The organism is Enterococcus sp. OL5 (assembly GCF_006491895.1).
Taxonomy (GTDB): Bacteria; Bacillota; Bacilli; order Lactobacillales; family Enterococcaceae; genus Enterococcus_D; species Enterococcus_D innesii.
In genome coordinates, this window is record NZ_VHIL01000015.1 from 1 (window position 1) to 19,279 (window position 19,279).

Annotated in this window: 16 protein-coding genes and 1 pseudogene; 6 read left to right on the top strand and 11 right to left on the bottom strand. The window is 42.6% G+C overall.

Going from position 1 to position 19,279, the window contains the following annotated elements:
- Window positions 1-182: 182 nt before the first annotated feature.
- Window positions 183-437, top strand: a complete 255-nt coding sequence (gene rpsT / locus FJU10_RS15230) for a 30S ribosomal protein S20 (protein WP_005230162.1) — start codon at window positions 183-185, stop codon at window positions 435-437.
- A 52-nt stretch (window positions 438-489) separates the two neighbouring features.
- Here the strand turns inward: rpsT and holA are convergent, their stop codons facing one another.
- The 6 genes from holA to FJU10_RS15260 all read right to left on the bottom strand — a co-directional run bounded on the left by holA (window position 490) and on the right by FJU10_RS15260 (window position 8,133).
- A complete protein-coding gene (gene holA / locus FJU10_RS15235; protein WP_288362188.1) occupies window positions 490-1,509 on the bottom strand; it encodes a DNA polymerase III subunit delta in 1,020 nt (339 codons plus the stop codon).
- Between the two features lie 31 nt (window positions 1,510-1,540).
- Complete coding sequence (locus FJU10_RS15240) at window positions 1,541-3,784, bottom strand: DNA internalization-related competence protein ComEC/Rec2 (protein WP_140966293.1); 2,244 nt, start codon at window positions 3,782-3,784, stop codon at window positions 1,541-1,543.
- Window positions 3,756-4,253: a ComE operon protein 2 gene (locus FJU10_RS15245; protein WP_140966294.1), complete on the bottom strand. Its 498-nt coding sequence runs from the start codon at window positions 4,251-4,253 to the stop codon at window positions 3,756-3,758. The genes FJU10_RS15240 and FJU10_RS15245 overlap by 29 nt, the downstream gene beginning before the upstream one ends.
- Before the next feature lie 93 nt (window positions 4,254-4,346).
- Window positions 4,347-4,988 (bottom strand): ComEA family DNA-binding protein, encoded by a 642-nt coding sequence (locus FJU10_RS15250; RefSeq protein ID WP_140966295.1) that lies wholly within the window; start codon window positions 4,986-4,988, stop codon window positions 4,347-4,349.
- A gap of 119 nt (window positions 4,989-5,107) precedes the next feature.
- Window positions 5,108-6,148 (bottom strand): CAP domain-containing protein, encoded by a 1,041-nt coding sequence (locus FJU10_RS15255; protein WP_140966296.1) that lies wholly within the window; start codon window positions 6,146-6,148, stop codon window positions 5,108-5,110.
- A 200-nt stretch (window positions 6,149-6,348) separates the two neighbouring features.
- Window positions 6,349-8,133, bottom strand: a complete 1,785-nt coding sequence (locus FJU10_RS15260) for a penicillin-binding transpeptidase domain-containing protein (RefSeq protein ID WP_223273087.1) — start codon at window positions 8,131-8,133, stop codon at window positions 6,349-6,351.
- A 185-nt stretch (window positions 8,134-8,318) separates the two neighbouring features.
- Here FJU10_RS15260 and FJU10_RS15265 point away from each other — a divergent pair, with 185 nt between their 5' ends.
- Complete coding sequence (locus FJU10_RS15265) at window positions 8,319-8,987, top strand: response regulator transcription factor (RefSeq protein WP_140966298.1); 669 nt, start codon at window positions 8,319-8,321, stop codon at window positions 8,985-8,987.
- A pseudogene (locus FJU10_RS19785) lies at window positions 8,977-10,418 on the top strand (sensor histidine kinase). The gene FJU10_RS15265 and the pseudogene FJU10_RS19785 overlap by 11 nt, the downstream one beginning before the upstream one ends.
- Before the next feature lie 72 nt (window positions 10,419-10,490).
- Here the strand turns inward: FJU10_RS19785 and FJU10_RS15275 are convergent.
- From FJU10_RS15275 to FJU10_RS15300, 5 genes are all read right to left on the bottom strand, one after another.
- A complete protein-coding gene (locus tag FJU10_RS15275; RefSeq protein ID WP_005230151.1) occupies window positions 10,491-11,108 on the bottom strand; it encodes an HAD-IA family hydrolase in 618 nt (205 codons plus the stop codon).
- Window positions 11,109-11,324: 216 nt separating this feature from the next.
- On the bottom strand, window positions 11,325-12,917 hold the full coding sequence (locus tag FJU10_RS15285; RefSeq protein ID WP_140966299.1) for a TPM domain-containing protein: 1,593 nt from the start codon (window positions 12,915-12,917) through the stop codon (window positions 11,325-11,327).
- A 140-nt stretch (window positions 12,918-13,057) separates the two neighbouring features.
- The gene (locus FJU10_RS15290) at window positions 13,058-14,407 is read right to left on the bottom strand and encodes a PFL family protein (protein ID WP_140966300.1); all 1,350 of its coding nucleotides are present in this window, start codon (window positions 14,405-14,407) and stop codon (window positions 13,058-13,060) included.
- A gap of 8 nt (window positions 14,408-14,415) precedes the next feature.
- Window positions 14,416-14,682, bottom strand: coding sequence for an ACT domain-containing protein (locus FJU10_RS15295; protein ID WP_081118964.1), 267 nt, complete (start codon window positions 14,680-14,682; stop codon window positions 14,416-14,418).
- Window positions 14,683-14,785: 103 nt separating this feature from the next.
- Complete coding sequence (locus FJU10_RS15300; RefSeq protein WP_140966301.1) at window positions 14,786-15,448, bottom strand: 2,3-bisphosphoglycerate-dependent phosphoglycerate mutase; 663 nt, start codon at window positions 15,446-15,448, stop codon at window positions 14,786-14,788.
- 415 nt (window positions 15,449-15,863) lie between these two features.
- Here FJU10_RS15300 and FJU10_RS15310 point away from each other — a divergent pair, with 415 nt between their 5' ends.
- The 3 genes from FJU10_RS15310 to FJU10_RS15320 are packed head-to-tail and all read left to right on the top strand — an operon-like array spanning window position 15,864 to window position 19,232.
- Window positions 15,864-17,345: an ABC transporter permease subunit gene (locus FJU10_RS15310; protein ID WP_140966303.1), complete on the top strand. Its 1,482-nt coding sequence runs from the start codon at window positions 15,864-15,866 to the stop codon at window positions 17,343-17,345.
- A complete protein-coding gene (locus tag FJU10_RS15315) occupies window positions 17,338-18,060 on the top strand; it encodes an amino acid ABC transporter ATP-binding protein (protein WP_005230134.1) in 723 nt (240 codons plus the stop codon). The genes FJU10_RS15310 and FJU10_RS15315 overlap by 8 nt, the downstream gene beginning before the upstream one ends.
- 17 nt (window positions 18,061-18,077) lie before the next feature.
- Window positions 18,078-19,232 (top strand): pyridoxal phosphate-dependent aminotransferase, encoded by a 1,155-nt coding sequence (locus FJU10_RS15320; protein WP_077453746.1) that lies wholly within the window; start codon window positions 18,078-18,080, stop codon window positions 19,230-19,232.
- Window positions 19,233-19,279 lie beyond the last annotated feature (47 nt).

Sequence of the window (19,279 nt, forward strand, 5' to 3'; positions counted from 1 at the left end):
GAGATTAATTTTTAAATTACCATAAAGTAAAAAAATAGCGTGACCGAAAAATCATTTTTTTGTGTTAAGTAAAATTTCTTTACAACTTTTTATTGCAATCACTCTTGGCATTAGGTATAATGACTAGTGTTGATTTATACGTTTTCTAAACGTAATTGAACTTTTTTTCGGAGGTGAAATACATGCCAAACATTGAATCTGCAATCAAACGTGTTCGCACAAGCGAAGCGGCTAATGCTAAGAATTCATCTCAAGTAAGCACAATGCGTACAGCAATCAAAAAATTTGATCAAGCTGTTGAAGCTGGTGCTGATAACGTAGATGCGTTATATAAAGATGCTGTTAAAGCAATCGATATGGCTGAGACTAAAGGATTGATCCACAAGAACAAAGCTAGTCGCGACAAATCTCGTTTAAGTAAAAAAATTGCAAAATAAGCAAATTAAGAAAGGCGCAGCAATCGATGATTGCTGCGCCTTTCTTTTTGACTTACTGTTTGCCATGTTTTAAAACAAATAGCTGGAACAAATACTCTTTGTCCATCTGACCACTTTTTACTAAGTAATCATTTTCGATCAATTCACTATATAGTGCTGCTAATTGCTTTTCTCCAAACCCACGAGCTTGCTGCATCGCTAACTTCACTCGGTACGGATGAATCCCCAACGTTTCTGCGATATTGGCTTGCTGGTAGCCAATTTTCATCAAAATCGCCGCCTGTAACAGCAGACGGACTTGGCTGATCAAGATAGCATTGATCTTGATCGTCTCTTCCCCTTGCAATAATAGATCGTCATACAAGCGCAACGCATCCGATACGTTCCCCTTTAAGACATCGCTGGTTAATTCAAAGACATTGTGTTCCAACGTCTTAGGGATCAACTGCAAGACGATCTCCTTCGTGATTTTATTGCCATTTCCAGCATACAACCGTAGTTTCTGTAACTCCTGCATCGCTTTTGAAAGTTGCAGATCCGTTAACCGTAAAAACAAATCAAACGCCTCTCGGCTCATCTCGATGCCGTCATTGGCCAACGACTGTTGGAGATACTGACGCACGTCGGCTTCTTTCATAGGTGCGACATCAATCACAACTGCGGCTTTCTTCAGCTGCTTAGTAATTTTTTTCCGTTCATCTAATTTATCGACATCTGCAAAAATCACCATTACCGATGATTCCAATGGGTCTTTGATATAATTCAAGAAATCATCTAGGTCATGCTCAGGTGCATTGCTCTTTTTTTCAGCCGTTAAGAAAAATGGCCGCTCGACGAAAAGTAAGCGCTGATCGCCAAAAAAAGGCAACGATTGGGCTTCTTGGATCACCATATCAAGGGGATCTTTCTCCATGTCAAAGGAAGCAAAATTCAGATCATCTTTCCCAACGGAAAAACGCTCCAAAAATGCCGTGCGAACTTGCTCTTGTAAAAACATTTCACTGCCGATGACCAGATAAATCGATTGCAACTCCTTGGTTCGAATTGCATGCAACGCTTTTTGTAATTCCATCGTTCCCCCCGCTTTCATTCTTATCCTACCATTAGTCAATCGGATAGTCTAGCAGCGTTTTTATCAAAAATGATTGTTGTTTTTCAGACCAAATAAATTGGATCATGCCTTGCTGATCGGTTCGCAAAACGGTCTGATTTGCCAACGTTTCCAGCACCTCTTCATGAGGATGCCCGTACCGATTTTTCCGTCCACTTGAAACGATCCCGAATTGGGGATCGATTGCCGTAACAAACTCAGGTGCCGTAGAGGTTCGACTGCCATGATGCCCTAGTTTCAAAACATCAGCTTTAAGATTCGGATAATCATAAATCAACTTTTTTTCCCCAGCTTGTTCGAGATCACCAGTAAACAAAAATGTTTTATCCCCTACCTTGGTTTTAATCACCATCGAATCTTCGTTTTGTCCTGCACCTGATTCTGGTGCCAATACTTGCAACTGAAGGAAATCACCCACCACTTGGCCAACCGTCGTCCAAACAACGCTTGTCTGCTTAGGGAGCTCTTTTAATAGCTTGGCAATCCGGTGATCTTGTTCACTTCCTGGTACAAGATATAACGTTTCAACGGGGATCGCCTTCATTAATGCTAGTGCGTCCCCCATATGGTCCGTGTCCCCATGAGTTAGAAACAAACCAGTAATCTTCCTGACTCCCTCCCCCTTCAAAAAAGGAATCAATGTAGATTCCGCGGCAGCTTGTCGTTTACGCTCTTGCCAGTTTTCTTTCGGAAAAGACAAAGAACCTCCAGTATCGATCACATAAACTTCGCGATTCTTTTCTGCCTGCAAAACGATGCTGTCTCCTTGCCCAACATCGACATAGCTAATCGTCGGTACAACGCTGTTTTTTTGGTAGACCGTTGGTATAACGAGTGAGAAACAGATCACCAGCAACCACCGTTTCTTTTGATAAAAAAACAGGCCAAGCAGACAACAGATGCCAGCCAATCCCACAGGTATAGCACCAATTGTCAGGGAAATGCCCCCAACAGCGCCTATAATTATTTCCATAAGCAGCAAAAGTCCTTCGAAAACGACAATCAGCCCCCTGATGGGTGGGAAAAGTGTACTGACCATAAACAATAAAAGACACGCTGGTAGCAAAATTACTTGAAAAAACGGCAGAAAGAAAAACGTCAATAAGCCGCCAAAGAGCGGAAATTCATAAAAAACTGCGACAATGATGGGTGCTGCAAGTACAGGTAAGAATTGGCAACACCAAAACCATGACCATCCAACTGGTCGTTGCATCAGTAGCAAAAATGTCATCAAAAGGCTTAGTTGCCCCGATGTTTGAAGCAATACTTTGGGGTCAACGAATAAAAGTGCTGTCAGGACAATCCCATAGCGATCACTCCCCGATAGGCGTTGAGGAAAAAGGGCGTTCACTTGATTAACAGCCAATGCCAAGACGGCGCGCCATACACTAATGCCACCCCCACACAGACCGATCGCCCCTAAGAAAAAGACCACCAAAGGTAACAACATTTCTTTTTGCGTGAAACCCAATCGGCATAAGATCTCGCGAAACCATTTGAAAAATAAGACGATATGCATTCCTGAAATCGTAAAAAAATGCAACAAGCCACTTGCACTGTAAATTTGTCGCACCTCTTGAAACGCGTGATCTTTAAAACCAAAGAGCAATGCATTGATATAGGTAGCGGATCGTTCAGGAAAAATTCGTTGAACAGAAGAAATAACATCCGCTCGAACTTTTGCAAGCGAAAAGCCTGAGTCTGCTGCTTCCATTCCTACAATTTGCTCGATATGGACTGAGCCAATAATTGATCGACTGGACAGATAGGCAGAATAGTCAAACCCGTGGCGGTTTCGTGGTCTTTCAGGAAGAGAAAAAAATCCTTTCACCAGCAGCTTTCTTCCCCAATCGGATCGATCCTGCCATTGCTGTTTTTCAGTCTCTGAAGAAATCGTGTAATGGCCAATCACTTTACCTGCGGAGGATTTTGCTTCAAACGTAAGCAGATCACCATTGATTTTGATCGTGTCTGGCAGCACATTGACTACCCCTCGATACTCACCTTCTTGTATGTCCCCAGTCCGAAATAGAGAGACGCGGACACTTAACAGCAACAGTCCGACAAAACAAACCATGCACAAAAATGCCTGTCGTTTTAAGACAAGCATCGCGAAATAATAAAGTGCAATGAATCCAAGTAGGATAGACTGCACATAGTATGCAGTCACCGAACAAGCGAAAATAATACTAAGAAATAGAAATGAATCAGTTCTCTTTTGTTGGTTGTGCATCATTCAGCACACCAAAGGATAGTTTTTCGAAGTACACAGGATCGAGTTCAACTTGGTGGACGGAAGCACCTACTTGTTGAATCAATTCTAGTGCATACTGGTTGTTACGATAATCATTCAAATAATGGATCTTTTTAACACCTGCTTGCAAAATGGCTTTCGTACAAGGAAGACAAGGAAAATGTGTTACATAGATTTCAGCATTCTCTGTCGATACCCCTAATTTTGCACATTGCAGTAAAGCATTCATTTCAGCATGAATCGTCCGAATACAATGGTCATCGACAACATAACAGCCATCGTCGATGCAGTGTACATCGCCACTGACTGACCCATTGTAGCCTCCAGCGATGATTCGGCGATCTTTGACTAATGTAGCGCCGACTTCAAGTCGGGAACACGTACTGCGTAAAGACAGTAAAACAGCTTGCGCCATAAAATACTGGTCCCAAGGGATTCTCGTATTGCTCATTCATTTGCTCCTTTGCGATTGATTAGTTCTATTCTAATCGAATTTCTTGAATTTTCAACCGTCATTTCTTAGTATTGCTTACTTTTATTTGGTTCAGTCTGTCACTGTAATCATCTCTTTCAAGGACTCAAAGGTCTTCTCTCCGATGCCTGTGATCTTTTTTAGGTCATCAATCTGTTTAAAAAAACCATATTCTTCGCGGTAAGCGATGATTGCTTCTGCTTTTTTGGCACCCACACCCGGCAGTTCTTGCAGTTGCTGCGCATTGGCTTGATTCAGATTGATTTGTGTCACTACTGTCTGGCTGCTACTTACTCCTGAAGCATTTATCTCCATAAACCCTTCATCCTCTTGATGGAGAACGATCACCATCTGTTGATCTTGCAACACTTGTGCTAAGTTTATCGCTGTTTCTAACGCCTCTTCTGTCAGACCACCTGCTTGTTCGATCAGTTCATACATCCGCGCACCTGATTTTAAGCGATAAATGCCCGGTTGGTGCACTTCCCCTTTGATATCTATGACGATCTCAGATTCTTCATCATGAGGACTATCTTCTTGAAGGGTTCCACCTTCTCCCATTTCAGACGTTTGCCCTGCTGCATCTGCCATTGAATGCCAGTTTGTTTCTTTGTTCTGCGAAAACGGCACAAACCAGATAATCAACAAAACCACCAGCACCGCACCTACAAGTGCAATCCGCCAGTAATCTTTAAGCATTTTCCATCGATCCATTTTCACCACCTCATAGATGAAATACGCAAAAAGTAATCAAGGACAGAAAAAAAGTCAACACTTTCCACGTGTCGACTTTTTCACTAGTTAAGAGTTTCTGTTTCACGCAATTCAGGAATTCACGACGCCGAGCCTCGATGATACAACGTTGTATAATAAGGCTGTTCGCTGGTATCGATCGCAATACCGATCCCCAGGTAGTCATACCCTTCAGTTAAGATCGTTGCCCGATGTCCTTCTGAATTCATTAAGCCTTGGTGAGCGTAAATGCTGCTGGCTTGGCCAAATGCTAAGTTTTCTCCTGCGGCGGTGAAGCTGATCCCGTCTTCTTGCATCCGATCAAAGGGGCTTGACCCATCCAAAGCAATATGATCAAAATACCGATTTTCAGCCATATCTTGGCTATGCTTACGGGCAGTCTCACTTGTTGCAGCACTAAATTCTAATGGCTCCAATCCAAATTTTACTCGAGTCGCATTCGTAAGTTCAAACAGCTGCGTACGCAGACCGCTTAATACCGCTGTCTGATTTTGCCTAAAATCATCTGCATGCAAGACCTCTAGCTCTTGATTGATGATTTGGATCGCGGTCACTGTGTCTTCGGCATGAACATCATAGAAAAAAGTAATCAATTGATCATCATGTAAGAAGAGATCATAGTTCGCATCTGGCTGGATTCGATACCGTCGTGATCCTCGTTGAAAACTTTCTTGACGCGTGCCCATCTGATTACGAACGCTGGCTTTTGAAGACCCGATTCCTAGCGTGTCATCGATATGCAGGGTATCTTGGTTCGTATAGATTCCTTGCGCGATATCATTCTCATCATACATCACCATCATGAAGTTACGAAAATCATCGTGGTAGGATGTCCACGTTAATCCATACCGATTCGCTGATTCATTGATTGCTTCTCCAAAGGTTTCTTCAATCACTTGTCGTGATTCATTGTATAAATGTGTCTGAGCAGGCGTTTCTTCCACTTGTCTGTCTGAAGCATCTTGTGAAAGAGAAAATCGGGAAGAGATAGTTTGAGTGATCTCGTTGAGGCGGGCATCCCGAAAGGCCAAACGACCGTCATGCCATGTGATCATCTGGCTTGCAAAATAAAGAAGCCCGATGAGAAAAATGCTTTTGAATAAGAATTTTAGTTTTTTCATACGACTCCTCCGTCAATGATTTTTTTATCTGCTAGCTGTAAGGCGATCGGTGATCCACTTCACTCATCCTTAGTTTAGATCGCTGAAGAAGCCTTCTTGTCTTTTCTAAAGACTATCATTCCTGTGGGAAGTTGACCAGTTGCAGCATGAAATTTCTTAGATGGTCTATGTCTTTTTAAGCTCCTGTTAAGAAATTTTTTTTACTCACGAAAATTTTGCAGTGCCATCGAACGCTCCATCAAAGGATTGGCGATTTTAGCCAATGTATGACGATCGTACTTTTCTGGACGTTTGATGGTGAGGTAAAGAATAAACTGTGGATCATCCGTTGGATAGATCGAGACCGCCGAATAAATATAATCAAACTCTCCTGTCAGGTAGCCTTGACCATTCTCATTGGCAATCTGAGCTGTCCCAGTTTTGACAGAAATCTCATGGTTCGTTAGTTGGTATACATCATAAGCGGTGCCATAACGTTCATCCGTCACTACATCGGTCATGTATTCCAATACAGCATCAGCCGCTGTTTGTGAAATAGGCTGGGAAACGACTTCTGGAAAAACTTGGGTCTCTTCCCCCACTTGCCGAATCAATTGGGGACGAATCATCTCGCCACCATTGGCAAATGCACTAAATAACTGCATCATCTGCATCTGATTAACACCAATCGCATGACCATATGAACTCATAGCTTGATCAACCCGATTTCTTGAAGGTAAGATACCTGGTACCTCACCGAAAAGCTCACTTCCAGTAACTTTCCCTAGTCCAAAATCAGCTAAATACTGCGCCCATATTTCACCGCCGATCCGCTGCTGAAGACGAACCATCCCTGTGTTGCTAGACCAAGCTAACGCTTGCCGCATCGTCAGCTCACCATTTGCCCCTGAGTCGTGGTCACTGATGAGTCGATCTTCAATCTGCATACTCACTGGATTATAACGTTCCGTGGGATCAAACACTCCTTCATCAATTGCTGTCGCAACGGTTGCCAGCTTCAAGGTCGAACCAGGTTCATACATCTCTTCTGTGAAAAGGTTGCGCCATATAAAATGCGCATCATCAATCCCCTCTTGGGTCTCTGGATGAAAAGTCGGTCTTTGAGCCATCGTTAAAATTTCACCCGTTTTGGCATCCATTAATAAAGCAGTTAAATTTTCTGGCCGCGTTTCTTCCAAAACTTCATCCATCAGAGATTCAGTGAATAACTGCAAATGCGCATCTAATGTCGTCCAAACATCTTGTCCGTCAATGCCTTCTTCAACCGTTTGATTGGTTGCAGGAACAGGATTCCCTGAAGCATTGACTTGAAAGGACTCTCGCCCGTTTTGATTGCTCAGGAAATGGTTCATTACATATTCTAACCCAGATACACCGACACGAATCTCTTCATCATCTGAGGTCGTGCCTATCAAATGTGAAGAAAAGATGCCATTCGGATAGCTGCGACTTGTACGAGCCTCGAAATAAATGCCATTGATTCCAGCTGCATCAAGGGCCGATTGAATTTGATTTCTAATAGTCACACTTAGACCACTCCCCACACTGCCAAATTCCACTTGATATGCAGGTGGTTCCGTTTGATTCACACCGTTTGTCAAAATAGTCAAAACTTGATCGTTTGAAATAGGTAAATACTCTGAAAGAATCGTTGCTGTTTCCTCAAAATTCTCTCTGCCTAGATACATAGGTCGTCCATTATCAATGTAATCTTCAGAAAGAATTGCTCGAACAGTATAAGAAAGAACGTCTTGTGCAATCACAGACCCTTGTCGATCAAAGATTGAGCCTCGCCTTGTTTCAATCGGTCTGGAACGATAATACAAATGTTCTATTCTTTCAGACAAAGAGACGCCTGCGATGACGCCAACTTGAACAATGTAAATCAGACGTGCAGAGAACCCCATAAAAAGTACAAAACTGATGATGTACAACCAATGACCGACTAGCTTACGATTTTTTTTCGCTTTATTCTTATTTAGCATGCGAGAGTCATGCATCGTAAAAGCGCCCCTTTCGATCGAATATATCTCTATAGTATTGGGTATTTGTGATAATCCTGTGAGGGAAAGAACAATTATTTTTCAAAAGGGCATTTCCCTGTCAAACTAACCAGCACGCTGTGATATAATTTAAAAAATATAATTTAATTGTTAGGATGTGACCAAAATTGCAAAAATTATTGATTGTTGATGATGACACCCATATGCGTGCCTTAGTGAAAACCTATGCGGAGATCGAAGGCTACCTTTGTTTTGAAGCATCAGATGGAAATGAAACACTGGAAAAACTAGCCAATCGTTCATTTGATTTGATCCTCTTAGATGTCATGATGCCGGGAAAAGATGGCTTTCAGACGCTTTCGGAAATCAGAGGGAGCTGTAACACGCCAGTCATCATGATTACCGCTCGAAAAGAAGAGTACGATAAACTCTTTGGCTTCAATCTTGGTGCCGATGATTACATCGCTAAGCCATTTAGTCCTAAAGAGTTAATGGCTCGCATCAAAGCTGTGTTGAAACGGAGCATTCAGTTTCAGTTCGAAAAGATCGTTTTTGGTGATCTCGAGGTCAATGTTTTTTCACATACCGTGACGATCAAAGGGGAACCTTTGCCGCTAACACCGAAAGAATTTGACCTGCTGGTCTATCTAACGAAAAACAATCATATCGCATTGAGCCGAGAATCTATTTTGGAAGGTGTCTGGGGCTTTGATTATTTTGGTGATACCAGGACAGTGGACACACACATCAAATCGTTAAGAGAGCGTCTAGGCGATTATCGAGAATTAATCCAGACGGTTTGGGGGGTAGGGTATAAATTTGATTATGAAGACTAGTCGGTTAGGATTCAATTATTTCAAAAGCAAATTACTTATTCGACTTTGGTCCGCCAATATGTTGCTGGTCATCATTGGTATCGCTTTTTTATGGACCGTTCAAATTTTACTCTTTGAACCAAATTATATCAACACAACGAAAGAATCACTTCTGGAAACCGTTCAAGAAACAGCTACTTCTCTTGAAGATATGGCAGTAGATCCTACTGGTTTACCAGATGAGCCATTACTTTTCCTCAGTAAAACAATTGTTGGAACTCTCTTCTTAATCGATGATTCCGGTGAAATCCTTTCTGCATATAATAATGGACAGAAACTGAACATAGACGGGTTGAAAAACGAATACAACTGGTTATTATCACATGCGCCAACTGTCCTCAATGGGGAGAGTCTTAGTACCGTAGAAAACTTTGAAAAATCTTCTGCCATTCTTATTGGCGTCCCTATGACTCTTTTCCAACGTCCAGCTGCCCTTTTGCTTTCAAATACCATCACTCAAATCGAAGCGCTTCAGAGGTTGAATCGTCAACAGCTCTTTCTATTCACCATCATATTAACTATTTTGGGTCAACAATCTCCTTTTTTTTGGCACAACATTTTATTCGTCCAATCAAAACGATCAAAGAAGCTATTGTTCGCCTAACGAAGGGTGAACTTTATTCAGTGCCAAAACTCAACCGTGGAGATGAATTAGGAACACTTTCTGAATCAGTTGCGGATTTAAGCACAGAACTTCAGCGAGTAGACGTGTTGCGAAAAGAAGTGATTGCCAACGTTTCTCATGAACTACGCTCCCCCCTTGCGTTAATCACTGGTTATGGGGAGATGGTACGTGATGTATCTGGAAGCGATGAACGACTTCGAAAAGAACATATGGACCTAATTATCAGCGAAGCCCACCGTATGAGTGCCATGGTCGATGACATCATGGATTTCTCTATTATGCAAGCAGGCTATACACAACTAAAAAATGAAGTTTGGAATACATACGAGGTGGTTTCCTCCGTCGTTGCTTACGCAAGAGGGATCGCCAATCAATATGACATCACTGTCGATTTTGAAGCAGATAGTACGAATGGAAATGCTCTTTTTGATCGCATCAAAATGGAACAAGTCTTGCGTAATTTAATAAACAATGGCATCAACCATACACCAAAAAATGAACGACTCTTGATCAAATTGACGAATACAGCTGCAGGAACAAAAGTTGCTATCATCAACCCTGGAAAAGATATCCCTCCAGAACAACTCGAACTTATTTGGGAAAGATACCAACGCGTCCAACATCAAGCAGGACATAAAGAAGGAACCGGCATCGGCTTAGCGATCGTAAAAACCATTTTGACTTCTCATGCCTTCGAATATGGTGCTGAGTCGAAAAATGGCGTGACTTGTTTTTGGTTTGTTGTGCCGAGACTAGAAGATCAATGAGAACTACGTTTGTACCGTTCATCATGAGTACTGAATGACTTACTTTCTATGCACAAAAAAAGCCTTGATTTCTCAAGACTTAATGATTTCTTGTATTTCAGCCATTGATTGGACGGTATGGTCGGCAGATACATCTTTCAAGAGACCTTCTATATCATAAAATATCGTCTTGACACCTGCTCCTTGTCCTGCAAAAACATCCATCGTGCGATCACCGATCATGACAGTCTGATCTTTGTCTAGTTGATACTTTTCAACAAGATAAATCAGGGAAGTTGGATCCGGTTTGCGGGGGAAGTTGTTTTCTGGGCCAACGATCTCAACGATCAGGTCTGCCATCTGTTCTTTTTCTAACAACTCTTTCGTTGAGACGACATCGCGGTGGGTCAAAATGTAGTTCTTGCCCCCAGCAGCAACCACGGCTTCTAATGTTTCTTTGGTTCCTGCAAAGGAAAGCGGCAAACGATCATCCAGCGCTTCATTTGCTTTGAATGCTTTAGTGAACTCTTGAAAATCTAAGTTGTATTTTTCAGCAACTTTTTTGGAAGATGAATCTTTCAGTATATAATAAATCTCCGCTGGATCTGGATCAAAGCCATACTCCTTCAATGTCTTGATAAAAGCTTTTAACATGATTGGGTAGCTGTCGTAAAGTGTTCCGTCAAAATCCCATATGTAAGATTGGTACATGATATCCCTCGTTTTCTCCCTTTTTCAAATGAATGAAAGTTCCATTCATTTTCAGTAACTCTAAAAAGTTTACCACACTTTGTTTGGTTTGTCTTATTTATCAAGGGATTTCCTCTACAAGAAAAAACGCCATTGACCATACAATCCTTCCGCTTGCACAAACCTACATGCAAGCGAATGCATTGCAGAACAATGAACGTTCCTCACTACGAAAAATTACCAGCTACCAGAAACACCGCCACCGCTGCTGCTTCCTCCGCTAAAGCCGCCAAAATCATTCGAAGAACTTTGCGTATCGGCAATGACTTGTTCTTGATGGGTCACATGATTATTCATCATTACAAAGAACAACGCCATATTCATACCATGGGGGTCATACTCTTGGCGAGCATTATTCAAAACGGCTGCTCGATCAGAAGCATCAAATGAGGATAATTTGTTCGCTAAATCTGGGTGATTTTGATAAACCTGTTTCAAGTCAACTTGGAACAAGGCATCTGTTTTCACTTCCGCTAGAACATTAGAAACTTCTTTTGGAATGGCTTGTACCATCTCAGGATAGGTCGCTTTTTCCGTCACAAGTTGCGCTAAGTATCGCCCTTGCTCATTGCGTCTTCTGATCTCTTCTTTGGCTTGCTTGGCTATTTCTGCTCGATAAGCATCTGCTAAAGGCAGATTTTCGGGTAACACCGCATCAGTTAAATCGTAGTCTGCCATCCGTTCAGACACTTCCCTGCCTAATTGGGCTTCATAGGTTTTTAAGGTGTCATGTTGTGTAAGGATCACCTGACCGAAATGTTTGACCGTGGTTTTTTTCTTCATCAGCAGATTTGAAAAATAGGCCCCAATTGCCGGATTCGTCAAGGCATGTTGGATGACTCGTTTATCTGCTGTCGACAATCCAGTGACCGAACTCAATTTCGCTGGCACGTAAGTACTCGTCACATACTGCGTAAATGCTTGTTGACAATCTTTGGCTGTCTGATACTGATGGTAACGCTGATAGTTCTTTCTATTGCTAGCCCATTTCAAGAAATCTTTCTGTTGGAAGTGACTATCTTCTAAGAGATGTTTCGGCAACGGCAGGTGCTCTGCAAAACGCTGTTTGGTTTTAAGATGACGAAAACTAATGAACCCTACAAGGCCTGCAGCTGCTGCCGCTACAACACCACTAACGATTTTTCCAATAGTGAACCACATCTGCTTGTTGGCTTCTGCTTCTTGTGCCTGTTTTTCTGCTAACATTTGCTTGCCATCTTGATAGATCGTCCCTAAACCAATCGTTTCATCCGCTTCTTTCATGCGCTGATAGACTTCATTAGAAGCTGCCAATATCGCTGTATCATAATCTTCATCTCGTAATGCGTCTTTGGCATCTTCATCCACTAAATCATCTTCCGATAGCTCACTGAAGACATAGGATAGTCCATCGCCATAACCCAGACGAAATTCACGATCATCAATAGCAAAGAGAAACAATAGTCCATTATTGTCCTCTGGATTTCCTAAACCATACTCATTGAACAGTTCCAAATTACGCTCTTCAATCGATTGCCCATCTAAGGAAGGGATTGTGATCACAGCATATTCTGGCGCTCCGGTCAATGATTGGAACCCCTCTTTATTCAAGGCATCGATCTGTTCGATCGTCTCTTGTGAAAGGACCCCGGCATCATCACGAACAAATGTCTGTCCAAAGGCAATTGATGGTTGAAGGACAAAAAATCCCATCAAACCAATAAAAACCAACATCCCAAGTTGGAAGATTTTCTTCATTTTACCACCCCTTTTTATCGTGTTATCTTTCATTGTATTCGATTCCAAACAAAAAAACATCCGTCTTAGGAATGAAAAAAATAGTAACAGGACCAAAAAACCTTTAAAAGACAGCATTCTGATTAGTCTTTTAAAGGTCACTTCATCATATTTTCTTACAAAATGAACACGAGCTAGTTTTTAAATGAATGGATCGGTGCGGGAATACGGCCGCCACGCAAAATGAAATCGGTAGACTGCGCAGGATTGGTTTTCATCACTGGCGCCGTCCCTAATAAACCACCAAACTCGATGCGATCGCCGATTTCTTTGTCTTTCGCTGGAATGATTCGAACCGCTGTCGTCTTGTGGTTGATGACACCGATCGCTGCTTCATCCGCGATCATTGCGGCGATCGTCTCAGCCGAAGTATCTCCCGGAATCGCAATCATATCTAAACCGACAGAGCAGATTGCCGTCATGGCTTCAAGTTTTTCTAAATTCAATAAACCAGCTTCTACTGCTTTGATCATCCCTGCGTCTTCAGAAACGGGGATAAAGGCACCCGACAGACCACCAACATGGTTGCAGGCCATTACGCCGCCTTTTTTGACTGCATCATTTAACAAGGCCAAAGCAGCTGTCGTTCCGTGGGTACCGACAGATTCTAAGCCCATTTCTTCTAAAATCAATGCCACGCTATCGCCGACTGCAGGAGTCGGTGCCAGCGAAAGATCGACGATCCCAAATGGAACGCCTAAGCGCTCTGAAGCAACGCGCCCGACTAACTGCCCCATCCGTGTGATCTTGAAGGCAGTTTTTTTAACGGTTTCCGCCACGACATCAAAGGACTCCCCTTTGACTTTTTCCAAGGCACGTTTGACGACACCAGGTCCGCTGACACCGACGTTGATTTCCACATCAGCTTCACCGACCCCATGAAAAGCCCCCGCCATAAAGGGATTGTCTTCCACTGCATTGGCAAAAACAACCAGCTTTGCACAGCCCATATCTGATGCTTCAGCAGTCTTCTTGACTGTTTCTCCCATCAAACGCACTGCATCCATGTTGATTCCGGCTTTCGTTGATCCAATATTGACCGACGAACAGACAAAATTGGTTTGTGCCAAGGCTTCTGGAATCGATTCGATCAATGCAAGGTCGCCGCCTTGATAGCCTTTTTCTACTAGCGCACTATAGCCGCCGATGAAATTGACCCCAACTTCTTGCGCCGCTCGATCCAAGGTCTGCGCAACTTTGATACAGTCGGCTGGCGTCGGCTGGCAAGCGGCCACTACGATCGCTACAGGGGTAACCGAAATCCGCTTGTTAATGATTGGAATACCATATTCACTTTCGATCTCTTCGCCGACTTTGACAAGGTCTTTAGCTTTTGTTGTAATTTTTTGAAAAATTTTCTCACAGGTACGATCAATATCGGCGTCAATACAATCCAATAATGAGATCCCCATCGTGATCGTACGAATATCTAAATTTTCTTCTTCCACCATGCGAATGGTTTCAAGTATTTGATTTGTCTCCATAGTGCCTCCTATAATTTGTGCATGGTATCAAAAATTTCTTGATTTTGAATGCTGATTTTCACACCTAATGTCTGACCTACTTGGTGAAGCTCCTCACGAATACCGTCAAAATCCTGATTGGCATCCATGTTTAAAAGCATCATCATCGTGAAGTAATCTTCCATGATCGTTTGGGACACATCTAAAATATTGATTTCTAATTCTGCTAATTTCTGGCTGACACCAGCAATGATCCCAACCTTGTCTTTTCCAATAACGGTTAATACGGCTTTCATATCCTCCCGCCTTTCATTAAATTTTTCTTATTATAGCACAACAAAACCACATTTTCGATGTAACATCAAACGAGAATGCGGTTTCTTCTATAAATGTTCGTTATTACGCCCGTTTAATCAAGTTTGCCTGGCTATCAAACTCATAAATGATCGGCTGTGCGTTAGGAATATCGATCGTATCCATGGCATCTTTGGGCACGTTCTCCAAGTACTTGACTAACGCCCGCAAGCTGTTCCCATGACCAGTAATGAGAATATTCTTATGATCTTTAAGTAACGGAACCACCTGGTCTTGCCAAAATGGGACTACTCGCGCCACCACCATCCCCAGATTTTCGCCCTTAGGTATCAAGCGGGGGTCTAAAGAATCATAGCGGCGGTCTAAATCATTTTCCTCCACATATAAAGGCGGTTCATCATATCCACGTCGCCATTTTTGCACCTGTTCTTTTCCATACTTTGCCACCATCTCACCTTTATTGACCCCTACTAATTGGCCATAATGACGTTCATTTAGGCGCCATGTTTTTATCACAGGAACCCAAAGTTGATTGCTGGCTTCCAAAACGGCATCGCAGGTGATGATCGTTCGTTGAAGCACAGATGCAAAGGCAAAATCAAAAGTAATCCCTAAGGTTTTGATCTGTTCACCCGCAGCCCAAGCTTGTTGTCGGCCTTTTTCGGTCAGAGAAACATCCAGCCACCCTGTCCAATAATTTTCGAAATTTGCTTCACTTTCGCCATGTCGAATCAATACGACCTTCATTCTATCGCCTCCTCTTCTCTTTTATTATCTCAAGAAATCTAGAAAATGTCTTATGTTTCGTTTTTGTCGCTTTGTTTCAACCCACTTCTCATTTTGTCATTGCAGATCCTGGTTCTCGTTTAAGCGAAGCTGTTTCCTTTCTTCATTATCCGTTATTTTCTAAGCATCCTTTCAAATAGACGTATTTAGAAAATGGCTGCTGCTCCTTCACCACTTTCTTCTTGCTTGGATTGCAAATAATTTGAATAAATGGTTTGACGCTCTAAAACAATTTTTGACTTTTTTTCTCTGACTTATTGACTTCAACTGATGTTATGCTATGATAGTTTCTATCACTTATATGTATTTTTATACATTCATTAGTTATTATTTGCATTTTTAATAGATGCGTAGAAAAAGTTAAAGGGGCGTTTACATGAAAAGGTTTAGTAAGGGAACTGTTTTATTAGGGATCATCACAGCGTTGCTGCCGTTTTTCTTTGTCGGACAAGCACATGCAGAAGAAACCGATCCAATCTATAAAAAAGTCAAAGAAAATGGTGTATTGGTCGTGGGTTTATCTGCCGATTATGCACCTTATGAATTCCGTGCCAATGTTGACGGAAAAAATGAAATCGTCGGGATCGATATTTCCATTGCCCAAAAAATTGCAGATGACTTAGGGGTCGACCTGAAAATTGAGGAACTTGGGTTTGATGCGTTGTTAGGAGCGTTAAAAACGGGCAAAATCGATGTCGTCATCTCTGGAATGGCTGCTACGGATGAGCGCCGCAAAGAAGTCAATTTCACTGACACTTATATGGAAGTCCAACAGACCGTTTTAGTTCGAGCAGAAGACGCGGATCGTTTCCAATCGACGGCTGATTTTGATGGTGTGGCTGTCGGTGCACAACGTCAAACCACTCAAGAAGAGCTGGCAAATACAGAATTGACTGGCTCCACCGTCACCTCTTTGCAAAGGGTGCCTGATTTGATCACCAATCTAAAATCACGCAAGATCGATGCGATCGTGATGGAAGGTCCCGTCGCCGAAGCTTATGTGACGGCGAATGATACCTTGGCATTAGCCGAAAATGTCACGTTTGAAAACGGCGTGAAGGAGACCGCGATCGCCATCTCGAAAGAAGCGCCAGTTTTACTGGAAAAACTCAATTCCTCCATTGAAACTATCATTAGTAATGATCTTTTAAGCCAATACAAAGAAGATGCCTATCGATTGATGTTTACCGAAGAAGGCACGATCGATGAAGAGCAAAGCTTTTGGGAAAAATATCTGCCTTTTTACATCACTGGAACTGGCTATACGATCTTCCTAGCCTTGGTTGGGGTATTATTCGGCTCTATCGGTGGCAGCTTGTTAGCCTTTATGAAGCTTTCTAAGTCAAAAGCATTGAAAGTCATTGCCGCTGTCTATATTGAATATGTTCGGGGAACACCTTTGTTAGTACAAATATTTATTGTATACTTTGGAACAGGCGTGTTAGGCTTAGAGCTTTCGAAATTAGCTGCCGGCTGTATTGCCTTAGCACTAAACAGTGCCGCCTATGTGGCAGAAATCATTCGTGCCGGGATCAATGCCGTCAATAAAGGACAGCTGGAAGCCGCTCGTTCACTAGGAATGAATCAGATCCAAGCGATGCGCTTCATCATTTTCCCGCAAGCCATCAAAAACATCTTGCCTGCTCTAGGAAATGAATTTGTCACGGTCATCAAAGAGTCTTCGGTCGTATCGGTGATCGGCGTGTCTGAACTGATTTTCCAAACAGGCGTCGTTCAAGGGGCCAGCTTCAAACCATTTTTACCATACGTTATCGTATCATTGATCTACTTTGTATTGACCTTCGCCCTCTCACGTCTATTGGGTGTTGCTGAAAGGAGAATGAAAACTAGTGATTAAAGTTGAAAAATTAGTGAAAACATTTGGCGAGAATACCGTCTTAAAAGAAATCGATCTTGAAGTGACACCTGGTGAAGTCGTTGTGATCATCGGACCCTCAGGAAGTGGGAAAAGTACTTTCTTACGCTGCTTGAACCTTCTTGAACAGCCGACTGGTGGGAAAATCACCTTCGAAGGCAATGATTTATTAGCAAAAGGGGTGAAAATCGATCAGATTCGTCAAAAAATGGGAATGGTCTTTCAAAGCTTTAATCTATTCCCTCATAAAACGGTCTTAGAAAATCTGACTATCAGCCCGATCAAAGTCAAACAGCAAGAGCAAGCCGCTGCCGAAGAGACAGCGAAAGGATTGCTGGAACAAGTTGGCTTAGCTGAAAAAGCAGATAGTTACCCCTCTAGCCTTTCTGGCGGGCAGCAGCAACGGGTCGCTATTGCTAGAGCGTTGGCAATGGATCCTGATGTAATGCTCTTTGACGAACCAACCTCAGCATTAGACCCAGAAATGGTCGGAGAAGTGTTGACGGTTATGCAAGCTTTAGCAGAAAAAGGCATGACGATGGTGGTCGTTACCCACGAAATGGGCTTCGCCAAAGAAGTTGCCGATCGTGTCATCTTTATGGCTGACGGTATCATTCAAGAACAAGGAACACCAGAACAGATCTTTGAGCATCCGCAAAATGCGCGGACACAGGATTTTTTAAGCAAAGTTTTATAGAAATTGGAGATGACAAAATGAACCGTCCGTTGATTGCAGAACGTTTTTTACAACCAGAAGAAAATCTTTTAATGGAGATCGCCACTCTTGCGAAGAAAACCCCAAATTTGATTGATTTGTCGATTGGTGATCCTGATTTGATTACAGATGCGACAATCATTGAAGCAGCTTTTGCTGACGTCAAAGCGGGTCATACAAAATACACCGCTTCAGACGGCAGTGCTGATTTTATCCAAACTGTCGTTGATTTTTATCAAAAGCAATACCAGCTTACTTTTTCTCCTAGTCAAGTACGAGGAACTGTCGGTGCATTGCATGGCATGTACTTAGCTTTGGCTGCCATCATTGATCCTGGTGATGAAGTGATTATTCATGAACCGTACTTTTCGCCTTACAAACAACAAGTGGAACTAGTCGGTGGTGTGCCAGTCTTTATTCCGACCTTTGAAAAAGATGGCTTTCAAATCGATGTCGAAGTCTTAAAATCCGCCATCACTGAGAAAACTCGGGCGATCATTATCAATTCACCAAACAATCCTACTGGTGCTGTTTTTTCTCCAGAAACTTTTGAAAAAATCGCAGCAGTTGCCATTGAACATGACTTGCTGATCCTCTCAGATGAAGTCTATGAAGCCTTTTGCTTTGATGATACCTTTGTACCGATGGCAGCCTTCGCACCTGAGAACACCATCACTTTCAGCAGTTTCTCAAAAGCCTTTGCCATGACTGGCTGGCGGATCGGCTACATGATTGCACCTGAATCGATCAATCTTACGGCAAAACTGATCAATGAGGCGATCGCCTATTCGGCACCAACCCCTTCACAACGGGCAGGTATCTACGCATTGAATCACTATGATACCCTCGTGCCGCAAGTGGTTGCTGTCTTTAAGGAACGACTGACTTACATTGAACAACGGGTTGCTGAGATCCCCTTCCTTTCCTTATCTCCAGTCAAAGGAAGCATGTATGCCTTCATCAACATTGAACAAACGGGGTTGGACTCTGTCAGCTTTGTCGAGAAATTATTAAAGGAAACCAGTGTGCTGATGATTCCTGGGAAAGCCTTTGGAGAAACGACCGGCGATGGCTATGTTCGCTTAGCTGCCACCCAATCGTTGGACTTGTTAAAAGAAGCTTTCGACCGGATTGCCGCGTGCTCATTTGACTAAAGAAAATCCCACTCACTTCTAGTGTGTGGGATTTTTTTTGGTGGCAG